Source organism: Pseudomonas capsici (assembly GCF_017165765.1).
Classification (GTDB): domain Bacteria; phylum Pseudomonadota; class Gammaproteobacteria; order Pseudomonadales; family Pseudomonadaceae; genus Aquipseudomonas; species Aquipseudomonas capsici.
This window is the reverse complement of sequence record NZ_JAFGZD010000037.1, coordinates 1-10,411: the sequence shown is the minus strand read 5'-3', so window position 1 is coordinate 10,411 and position 10,411 is coordinate 1. Positions and strand designations below refer to the sequence as shown.

10 protein-coding genes are annotated in these 10,411 nt (G+C 57.8%); 2 read left to right on the top strand and 8 right to left on the bottom strand.

Annotation, left to right across the window (positions count from 1 at the left end):
* Nucleotides 1-281 precede the first annotated feature (281 nt).
* Nucleotides 282-1,358, top strand: a complete 1,077-nt coding sequence (locus JSY17_RS25325) for a diguanylate cyclase (RefSeq protein ID WP_206403360.1) — start codon at nt 282-284, stop codon at nt 1,356-1,358.
* An 18-nt stretch (nt 1,359-1,376) separates the two neighbouring features.
* Here JSY17_RS25325 and JSY17_RS25320 read toward each other — a convergent pair whose 3' ends face one another.
* From JSY17_RS25320 to JSY17_RS25295, 6 genes are all read right to left on the bottom strand, one after another.
* Nucleotides 1,377-2,096 carry a hypothetical protein gene (locus JSY17_RS25320; RefSeq protein WP_206403359.1) on the bottom strand — a complete coding sequence of 240 codons (720 nt, stop codon included), beginning with the start codon at nt 2,094-2,096 and terminating at the stop codon, nt 1,377-1,379.
* A gap of 266 nt (nt 2,097-2,362) precedes the next feature.
* A complete protein-coding gene (locus JSY17_RS25315) occupies nt 2,363-2,611 on the bottom strand; it encodes a helix-turn-helix domain-containing protein (RefSeq protein ID WP_117181052.1) in 249 nt (82 codons plus the stop codon).
* A gap of 466 nt (nt 2,612-3,077) precedes the next feature.
* Nucleotides 3,078-3,548, bottom strand: coding sequence for a VOC family protein (locus JSY17_RS25310; protein ID WP_117181051.1), 471 nt, complete (start codon nt 3,546-3,548; stop codon nt 3,078-3,080).
* Between the two features lie 25 nt (nt 3,549-3,573).
* On the bottom strand, nt 3,574-4,014 hold the full coding sequence (locus tag JSY17_RS25305) for a YybH family protein (protein ID WP_117166125.1): 441 nt from the start codon (nt 4,012-4,014) through the stop codon (nt 3,574-3,576).
* A 290-nt stretch (nt 4,015-4,304) separates the two neighbouring features.
* On the bottom strand, nt 4,305-5,618 hold the full coding sequence (locus tag JSY17_RS25300; RefSeq protein WP_122370815.1) for an MFS transporter: 1,314 nt from the start codon (nt 5,616-5,618) through the stop codon (nt 4,305-4,307).
* Nucleotides 5,619-5,881: 263 nt separating this feature from the next.
* Complete coding sequence (locus JSY17_RS25295; RefSeq protein ID WP_206403357.1) at nt 5,882-8,053, bottom strand: TonB-dependent siderophore receptor; 2,172 nt, start codon at nt 8,051-8,053, stop codon at nt 5,882-5,884.
* A 263-nt stretch (nt 8,054-8,316) separates the two neighbouring features.
* On the opposite strand from JSY17_RS25295, the gene JSY17_RS25290 reads away from it, so the two are divergent.
* Entirely contained in the window at nt 8,317-8,622 is a 306-nt protein-coding gene (locus tag JSY17_RS25290; RefSeq protein WP_117166122.1) for a PepSY domain-containing protein, read from the top strand.
* 46 nt (nt 8,623-8,668) lie between these two features.
* On the opposite strand, the gene JSY17_RS25285 is transcribed toward JSY17_RS25290, so the two are convergent.
* Both JSY17_RS25285 and JSY17_RS25280 read right to left on the bottom strand, forming a co-directional pair.
* Entirely contained in the window at nt 8,669-9,841 is a 1,173-nt protein-coding gene (locus JSY17_RS25285) for a PQQ-dependent sugar dehydrogenase (protein ID WP_122370817.1), read from the bottom strand.
* A gap of 50 nt (nt 9,842-9,891) precedes the next feature.
* A complete protein-coding gene (locus tag JSY17_RS25280) occupies nt 9,892-10,203 on the bottom strand; it encodes a hypothetical protein (RefSeq protein WP_206403355.1) in 312 nt (103 codons plus the stop codon).
* Nucleotides 10,204-10,411 lie beyond the last annotated feature (208 nt).

Sequence of the window (10,411 nt, the reverse complement as noted above, 5' to 3'; positions counted from 1 at the left end):
GTGGTGCCTCTGTTGCGGCGCTGTTAATGTGGGGGGTGGCTGTTTGCTGGCGAAAAGGGTGATGTCGCCTGAAAGCTGCCTCCCACAGTCCTCTGAGGGACTTGCAACACTTGATGCAGACAGAGCCAATGAATTCGCTCCTACGAAATCGGCTTTTGCCAGGCAATTTGAGGATTACTGGCAAAAGGCTCTTCCCATGGTGCCGTCATCAGGCGAAACTCTTGCCCTTCGGTCAAACACAAGGGTTGCTGGCCGGGTCTTACAACAGTCCGGTAAGCGCTATGAGCACACGACAAGGCAAAGGTCTTTCATTTGCCAAGAGAATTTATGCCCCACGCACCCTCGGCGTGAGCATAGGTTTCTTCACTGTGGCCGTGTCGCTGTATCAATTGAACGCTGCGCACTGGTTATGGCTGCTGGCATTCGTCAATGCCTTTATCTGGCCGCATATCGCCTATCAACTCGCAAAACGTTCACCTCAGCCCTACAAGGCTGAATGGCGCAACCTGCTGACCGACTCCCTGGCGGGCGGTTTCTGGGTCGGGGCGATGGGGTTCAGTCTTCTGCCCAGCGTCACGGTGCTGGCGATGATGGCCATGCACAATATTTCGGCAGCCGGCCCGCGGCTGATGCTTCAGGGTTTTGTGGCGCAGTTGCTTGGGGCGATCTTCGCGCTGCTGCTTGTGTCACCGACAATCAATACCGACAGCACCACGATGCAGATCTACGCCTGCCTGCCGGTGCTGCTGATTTATCCGATCTTCATCGGCTGGATGAGCCATCAGCTTGCACTCAAGCTCTGGGAACACCGCAATGTCCTGAGCGAGCTCAGCCGCACCGACAGCCTGACCGGCCTCATCAATCACGGCTCCTGGAAAGACCTTCTCGAAGTCGAGTTCATCAAAAGCCGCAAGCAGGAGCAGCCCTGCGCCATCGCGCTGATCGATATCGACCATTTCAAGTCCATCAATGACACCTACGGCCACATCATGGGCGATACGGTGCTCAAGAACATCAGCGAAGCCCTGTCCGAAAACCTGCGCGATACCGATCTGGCGGGCCGTTATGGCGGCGATGAATTCTGCATCATCCTGCCCGCCACCGGTGCCAGACAGGCCGGCGAGATACTTGAGCGCCTGCGCAGCGTGGTCAAGGAAAACATCGACGTATTGCTTCCCGATCTCAATATCAGCCTGAGCATCGGTATTGCAGCCTATCAACCGCATATCACGGATGCCGCAATGTGGCTGAACGAGGCGGACAAGGCGCTTTACATGGCCAAGGCCAATGGCCGCAACCGGGTGGTCAGCATTCAGGATCAGTCGCCGGATCTGCTGCGCCTGACACTCCAGAACTGACACCCCGGCGTCGCCCGCTCAGTGAGCGTTACCCACCATTGCGCAAAGGTTTTCCAGCAGCCATTCGGGAGTGTGGGTTTCAAGCAGCACGCTCAGGGGCTGAGTCAGGTTGAGCTTGCCGTAAATGCCCTCTTCATGATCGAGATGACGTTGCTGAACCGCCCGGTAGTTGATCGGGTAGATGCTCTGTTCGACCGGCAGCAGGCCGTCGAAATGCTCCAGCAGGCCGTGAAAGACAATACGCCGCTCAACCGTGTCGCGGGTGGTGGCGATGAGCTTGGCGAAGTATTCGCTGTCGCGCTGGCGCAACGCCTCGCCTGCGGCGTAGCGCTCGGCCCGGGTATAGGGTGCCGCTTCGTCATAGACGACACAGCACAGAAACTCCCGGGACATCCCGTTGAAAGGGTTCTGCTCGGGCTGTCGCCGACGATAGCGCCCAAGGATGAAGCGCACGGTCTTTTCTGCCAGTAGCTGGTGCTCACGGTCATTGATCTCGTAGAGGTCTTCAAAAACCGTGGCCTGCCTCCCCAGCAGCGGGACTTCCCGGGAAAATCGGGCGAACAGCCCTCTGGGGCCCAGCACGTTGGCCTGCTGCTCGCAGAGTTGCGCCATGGACAGGGCTGACTGCCTGGCCGCAAGTTGTTGAAAGTCCATCAGGACAGTAATGCCTGATGCATGAAGGTCCAGCCGCATTGATGGGTGGGGCAGGTCCTCATTCTGAATAAAACAGACCGTCATGGAATAACTCCTTTTATTTTTGCTCTTTCGTTGTGAACCCGTGTTCAAAGCCGGTGTTGATCGTCTTTGCGCACGCGTGAAGGAGCGCCAAAGTTCAGCATCCGGTTACGCGTTCAAGTTTCATCCGGCAAAGTAAAGACGCGACAGCCTCCCCAACTGTCGGGCTCCGATTTCCGGGCCGCCGGACACTTTGTCTTGTATCTATCGGAAGATACCGAATGCAGCCAGCCTCTTGATCATCCTCGCCACATGCCGGATGAAACGAATTATGTGCAGTCTGTATCGTTGCACAACCCGACAGATGTAGGGGGTTGGGTGTTTCTTCTTGTCATCAAACGGGCTACGTAACGTGCAATAAGCTCGGTACGCGTTTTCACCTGCCCCTTTCTGAGCAGCGAGGAAACGTGATCGCGCACGGTATAGCCGCTGATACAGAGCTGCTGTGCTATTTCCTTGTTGGTGCAGCCTTGCAACAGCAGCCCCAACACCTCCTGTTCCCGGATTGTTACCCACATGTTTTTCTCCTTGTGATTAGCCTGCCCACACACAAATGGTAGGAAGTTTCTTACGCGCGCCATCCGTGGCATAAATAACAAATCGGCACACTGGCAAATTTATTTATAACTATTTTCGACACTGCGCGCCGTACAGAAAACAAATAAAACTCAAATAAAGGAAACCGCTCAAAAACTTTAACATCAAAGAAAATTCCTACACTACTGCCAGAACACTCCCAACTAAACCATTTAAAAAACCCATAGAGCAAGCTTTCCACTCAGCACTTCACTAATGGATAAATATATTCAACGGCATTGAGTCGTGTATTGCACACAGGAGAGCGAAAGATAAACTTGCTCAATGAGAATTACAATCAGTTGTTACAATTGGATCCACTTGTCGACACATATTCAAACACACGTCACAACAATGTATGTCACCCCCTTTCAGCCCGTCTGCCCCAGGCAGGCGGGCTGAATATCATCACGCTTGAGAGGAATCGAACATCTGCCGGGCACGCTCATGGATCTGCTCGTGCGTCAGGTCTTCCTTGTGTGTGGCAATGAACCAGAAATGCCCGTACGGGTCCTTGAGGGTGCCACTGCGATCGCCATAGAACTGATCGCTGACTGCGCTGACCTCCTGAGCCCCGGCGTCGATGGCCTGTCTGAAGCAGGTATCGACATCGTCCACGTACAGGTGCATGCCGAACGCTGGCTTGCTGGCCGGATCAGGTGCTCCAAGAGGTCCTTGCGGGCAGGATTCGGACAGCATCAGTCTTGAGTTTCCGATACTCAGTTCGGCATGCCCTACTCGCCCGTCGGGCATATCCAGACGAAACGCCTCAACGGCATCGAATGCCCTTGTATAGAACTCGATCGCCTGGGCGGCATGCTCGACGCTCAGATAGGCGGTCAGGCTGTGATAGCCCTCGGGAATGGCTTTGACATTCATTTTTCATTCTCCCCGGTTTACCTGATCAGGGTTGCAGGTCGAACAGCGCCTTGCCGCTCTGCATGTCGAATGGTGCGGAAAAATGCTCATGTACGGCTTTCCAGCCTTCGGCGGTAAGCAGGTATCCGGCGCTGGCCCGCATCCACGAACCTTTCATCTCACCGCCTTCATCGGCGCTGCCGCAATGGTTCAGCCAGTGGGCAAAGGCCACATCGCCATCGACATGGAGGGTGAGGTCCTGCATTTCAAACAGCATTGGCCCCTCGCACATGCCCAGACAGTATTGCCAGTGCTCGCGATAGGCCTCGATGCCTTTGAACTGCAACTGAATGATCGCATCGTAAGCGACCACTTGCGGGTGGTAATAAGCCGTGATTGCGTCCAGGTCCTTGTTGCGGACAGCCATGGCCCATCTTTGCAGCGATGCCTGAATCTGCTCCCTGGCATTGTCGTCATAGGTGCTCATGAAAACGCTCCTGGCCGTTGTCGGCCCGGTTTCGTCAGATGCGGCACGTGCATGCTGTTGCAGATTCAAGGTCCTGGCACAACCGACACATGCTGCAGGAATATGGGTCGCCGCCTGTAGGGCTTCTGGTGGAATGCCCGGTTTCTTCAGGTAGAAACCCGCCAGTTGCTCCCGGGCCTATGAATGCACTCCCGCAGACGGGTTGTGCAATGCCGGGAGGCATTAGCAAGCGTAGCTTCCCGGCAGAGAAAGGAAGGATAAGGCCATGAGCAGCCGACTGAATGCAGGTTTCAGCCGCGGCAGGTCAGCCGGTCATCCACCGCCATGCCTTTGTGCAGGCCGAAGACCGCAGCAGTAATCAGGCCGACACAGCCCATGACCACGCCATAGGCGACACAGACCCACGGGCTCCAGGGCATCAGGGCAATGAGCATCAGCGGCGTGGTGCTGGCCCAGAGTGCGTAGGCAATGTTGTAGGTGAAGGAGATGCCCGATACCCGAATACCGGGCGGAAACAGTCCCACCATGACCGAGGGCACGACACCGACAATGCCGCAGGCCAGACCGGCAATGGCGTAGGCGACGGTCAGTGGCAGCCATTGCTGGACAAGACTGGCGTACAACACGCCGATGCCCAGTGGCAGCAACAGGCTGTAGACGATCACGCCTCGCCAGGCACCGATGCGGTCAACCAGCATGCCGGCCAGCACACAGCCGATATTGAGAAAGACAATGCCGGCAGCGCTCAGGGCAAAGGTATCGCTGGCGCTGATGCCAAAGCTTTTCTGCATGACGGTCGGGGTGATCACCACCAGCACCACCACCGCCGAGGTCAGCACACAGGTGAGCAAGGCCGCGGGCAGCAGCGACTGGCGATGCTCGCGCAGTACCTGGCCCAGCGGCAGGCCCTGCATGTTCTCGCGCTGTGCCTGCATGGCAACGAATACCGGGGTTTCGCTGAGCCAGCGACGCAGCCAGACCCCCACCACACCAAACACACCACCCAGCAGGAACGGGATGCGCCAGGCGTAATCCAGGACCTCCGCAGGTGTGAATACCCGAGCCAGCCAGGTGGCGGTCAACGCGCCCAGCAGATACCCGAACGTCAGCCCGGCCTGCAGGACTCCAAGGGCATAGCCGCGATGCCCGACGGGCGCATGTTCGGCGACGAACACCCAGGCACTCGGCACTTCACCGCCCACGGCAGCGCCTTGCAGAATACGCAGCGCCAGCAGGATCAGCGGCGCCCAGTAACCGATCTGGTCGTAAGTGGGCATGATGCCGATCAGCAGACAGGGCAAGGCCATCATCAGAATGCTGAGGCTGAACATCCGCTTGCGACCCAGACGGTCGGCAAAGTGCGCCATCAGGATGCCGCCCAGTGGACGCGCCAGATAGCCGGTGACGAAAATGCCGAAGCTTTGCAGCAGGCGCAGCCATTCGGGCATTTCTGGCGGGAAGAACAACTGGCTGAGGGTCAGGGCGAAGAATACGAAGATGATGAAGTCGTAGATCTCGAGAGCGCCGCCCAGAGCGGCCAGGCTCAAGGTCTTGTAGTCGGCCCTGGAGAATGGCTGAGGGCGTGGTTTAACAATGGCTGTCATGAAGCCCCCGTAAACATGTCTGAAAAGAGCGCCTGTACGCGCAGGGCGCGAAGGATAGCAAAGCAGATGAATTTGTGTGGTGGAGCGGTCCAGCAGGTGTAATGTCGATCAGTTAAGGCATACGCAAACTTGTGGGAGACAGCTTGCTGGCGAAAACGGGCTGAAACCGACGAATATTCTGCGTCTGTACGCTGAAATCGCCAGCAAGCGGCCTCCCACAAAGTGATTTATCACCTTAACTGATCGCTCCTGCCGGTTCGGCTTTAGAAATTGACTGAAGCCGACAAGGTCGCCGTTCTCGGCGCGCCCATGAACAGGTAGTCGTCGCCCAGGTATTCCCCCGCATCGCGCCAGTAGCGCTTGTCGAACAGGTTATCCACGGTCAGGCGAAACACGGTGTCGTAGTCGCCCAGGCGGGTGCTGTAGCGGCTGCCGACATTGAACAGAGCGTAGTCGTTGACCTTCACCGTGCCTTCGCGGTTGGCGTATTTGCTGGCGCTGTATTGCATGCCGCCCAGCAACGCCAGGCCACGGATCGGCAGGCTGTAGTCGGCCTGCAGGCTGGCGCGGTATTTCGGGACATTGAGCGCCTGATGGTCTTCATAAGCCGGGGTGCCGCTGTCCTCGACCCGCGCCCGGATCGCCGCCGCACTGGCCGAAACCTGCAGACGCTCGGTCACCCAGCCATTGGCCCCCAGTTCAAGGCCGACATTCTTCTGCTCGCCCTGCTGAACGTAGGTGAAGCTGCCATCGTCGTTGGGTCTGGAGTATTGATAGGTCTGACGTATCTGGAACAGTGCCGCACTGAAACTCATGCGCTGCCAGTCGTACTTGATACCCGCCTCCAGTTGACGCGATACGGTGGGCGCAAGAATTTCACTGGCGTTGGTGGTGAACCAGGCCGCCGTGCCGCCCAGCGACAGGCCTTTGCTGTAGCTGGTGTAGAGCGAAACGTTTTCCACCGGCTTGTAGATCAGTGCCGCCTGAGGCAGGAAGATCGAGCGCTGGGTATGGCGCTGTTCGCTACCATCTTCGTTGTAGGCATGTTCGTCGAGACGTACCTGACGTCCGCCCAGTACGGTCTGCCAGTGTTCGTTGAAGCTGATCCGGTCTGTCACGAACAGCCCGTACTGGCGGCTGTCCAGACGGCGCTCGCTATCGGGCAGCGGCAGCGTCGAAGGCGATACCGCATCAGGGGTTGAATCGATGTTGCCCGAGCCGACCATCTCATTGAAGGTGCCACGGGTATCGACCGTGCGACGAAACGCGCTAGTGCCGAAGGTCAGTTCGTGTTTGAGCGAGCCGGTGTCGAAGGTGCCGGTCATGGCCGCTTCGACTTCATCGTTGCGGCGAGTGTCGTCAGGGCTGCGGAAGTCGTAGATGTCGTAGCCGCCTTCGGCGCTGAAATGATTGGGCACCGCCTCGGCGGCGCAACTGGCCGAGCCATAACAGCCCCAGGCAAAGGCGCTGTAGTCGTCGATCACCACGCGACTGCGCGACGCACTGAGGCTGCCCTTCCAGGCGTCGTTGAACCGGTACTCGAAGCGGCCATTCATGTTCAGCGAGTCGATGCCCACCGGGTTCGACCAGCTCTGATAGCCCAGCAGCCTGCGCGGCGAAGCGTTATGCGGCAAGGCCGTGCCACCGAGCAATTGATAGCCCGGGACCGAGCGCTGTTCCCTGGTCTGGTATTCGACGTCCAGTTGCAGCAGGGCGCGATCACTGATGTTCCAGTCGAACGCCAGGGAGGCGAAATCACGCTGGCCATCGGCATGCTCGACGTAGGAGCGCAGGTCTTCATGGGCAAGGTTGGCGCGCAGGCCGAACTGATTTTCGCTGCCGAACCAGCCGCCGACGTCCGTGGCGATATAGCGCCCGCCATGTTCATTGGTGGACACCGTCACCGAGCGCACATCCTGGGCACGCTTGGTCTGGTAATTGATCAGCCCGCCCGGTGCGGCGGCACCGCTCTGCAGTCCGGACAGGCCTTTGAGCAGTTCCACCTGCTGCTTGTTTTCCAGCGCCACGTTCTGCTCGCCGGCAACGGTGCGCCCGTTGATGCGATAGCTGTTGGCGGCATTCAGGGAAAAGCCGCGAACCACGAAGTTCTCGTAATAGCCCACTGGCGCATAGCCCTCGCCCACCGAGGCGTCATTGCGCAGGACTTCGCTGAGCAATCTGGCCTGACGGTCCTTGATCAGGGCATCGGTGAACACCGAAACAGACGCCGGGTTGTCGATCAGGGCCGTCTCGCCAAAGCCGCCGACCGACGCCTCGCGCGCCTGATAATCCGGGCTGGCCGCCTCGGCACTACCCGTTACTTTCACGGCCTCGAGATTCACCGCTTCGCCAGCCAGCAGGGGTGAAGTGACAGCCATGCCAAAAGGCAACAGACACGAAACCAGACGCGCAGCAGGTCGGCGTGACGAAATCATCGATGAACTCCAGGGTAACGGGGACCAGTGCAGAGGCGAGCACCATCTGGCTGGGGGCCACCTTTTACGTTCACCGCCGTTTTTTTACAACCTCTGTCTGCATGAGCTGCGCACTTGCCCGCCGACCGCTTTCAGGCAAAACAACCTGTTTCGCATATTTAAGGATGAATTAAGTAAGGCGCATTAATCTGGCTTCAACAAAACAGTTGAACGAATCAACTGGCCAAGCATCCATTTAGCAGTCCCATCAGAAGGAATACATCATGAAACTTATGCCTGCTCTTTTCACCGCTTTTGCCCTGACTACTGCTGCCGGTATGGCACAGGCCGATATTGGTCCTGACGAAGTGATTCGTCTGCAAAAGTCCGGCGCGGTCGGAGACTTTGAACAGTTCAACAAACAGGCTCTGGCCAAACACCCAGGCTTCCAGATCCACGATACCGAGCTGGAAAGACAGGCTGGCCGCTACGTGTATCAGATCGAGCTGAAAGACGCCAAGGGCGTGGAGTGGGACTTCGAAGTCGACGCCAAGACAGGCGAAGTGCTGCGCGACGCTCAAGACCGCTAAGCGTTGAAAACACTCCCGCATGAATCATTCATGCGGGAGTTTTCATTTACTGTTGCAAACCGACTTTAAGCAACTTTCCCTTATCGTCATCGGTCAGCAGATACAAGTAACCATCCGGCCCCTGGCGAACATCGCGAATACGCTGTTTCATATCGCTCAGAAAACGTTCTTCATGAACGATGCGGTCGCCTTCAAACTGCAAGCGGATCAACTCTTCGGTGGCCAGTGCACCGATAAATACGTTGTGGTCCCAGGCTTTGAAAGGGCCGTCGCTATAAAACGCCATGCCGCTGACACCCGGCGACTTTTCCCATACATGGAACGGCACTTTCGTACCCTCGACAAACTTGCCCTTGGCTTCCGGGATCGGTTGCCCGGAGTAGTTGATGCCATGGGTCGCCAGTGGCCAGCCATAGTTCTGGGCACGTTCGATGATATTCAATTCATCGCCACCCTTTGGACCATGCTCGTTGGTCCATACGGTGCCACTCCACGGATTGAGGGCCGCACCCTGCTGGTTGCGATGGCCGTAAGACCAGATTTCCGGACGCACGTTGTTCTGCCCGACAAAGGGGTTGTCTTTGGGGACATTGCCATCGGGGTAGATGCGCACGACCTTGCCCTGCAGCTTGTCCAGGTCCTGGGAGGTGGCGCGGTCGTTGTTTTCACCCAGGGCGATAAACAGGTAGCCGTCGCGGTCAAAGACCATCCGCGAGCCGAAGTGGTTACCCACCGACAGTTTGGGCTGCTGGCGGAAAATCACGGTGAAGTCTTCCAGTTTGCTCAGGTCGGCTGACAGACGACCACGTCCGGCAGCGGTGCCTGCCGTTTCGCCTTCGGCAGCCGTCTTGCCGCTGCCTTCGGAATAGGTCAGGTAGACCAGACGGTCCTTGGCGAAATCCGGGGACAGCACCACATCCAGCAAACCGCCCTGCCCTTTGGCCCAGACTTGCGGAACACCCGAGATCGGGCCGGAGAGTTTGCCGTCTGGCGAAACGACGCGCAGATTGCCTGAACGCTCAGTCACCAGAATGCCTTTCTTGTCCGGCAGGAACGCCAGAGCCCATGGATGATCCAGCCCGCCTGCCACTTCGCTGACACTGACAGTGCCCAGTTCGCTCTTGTATTGCTTCACGGCCTCGTCGGCCGCGCTGGCAGTCAACGGCAGGCACGACATGGCCGTGGCACACATTGCCGCGATCAGGGTTTTTCTAAACATGGGCGTTTCCTTATGCATTGAGAAGAGGCCCCGACTACTGCGGGGATGGGTTAAGGGCGTTTGGGAGTCGTGTTCTGATTGTTCTGGATAGTCGGGCTGGGTTGCGGCTGCCGGGTTGGGTAGCCGTTGCGGATCCCGCCGTTTTCCAGTGTAGGTGGGCGAGGCGCAGGCCCGATGTTGGGCACCTGCGGCGTGCTGGGCTGGGTGCCCTGGCGACTGTTGGGGTTGGCGCGATGGATCGGGCTGTTGTAGGGATTGCTGGTAGCCCCGTTTCGGCCCGGCTGATCCTGCGCCTGGGCAACGCCGATGCCTGAAAGGCCAACCAGCATCACCATGACGAGGTTTCGCACAAAACTGTTCATCACTTGCCCTCAAGGGAAATGGTTAGGCTTTGATAGCGATTGGCTTGTCAGGTTCGGCCTTGCAGGGAAGATGAGCAAGTTTATAACGAGAGAGTTTGTAACAAGGATGGTCTGAATGCCATGTCAGAGGACTGAACTGCCCCCAAGAAGTTGGACACCCATCCAACCCTTGGGGGACGTTATGAGTAAGTACACAGAATCATTCAAG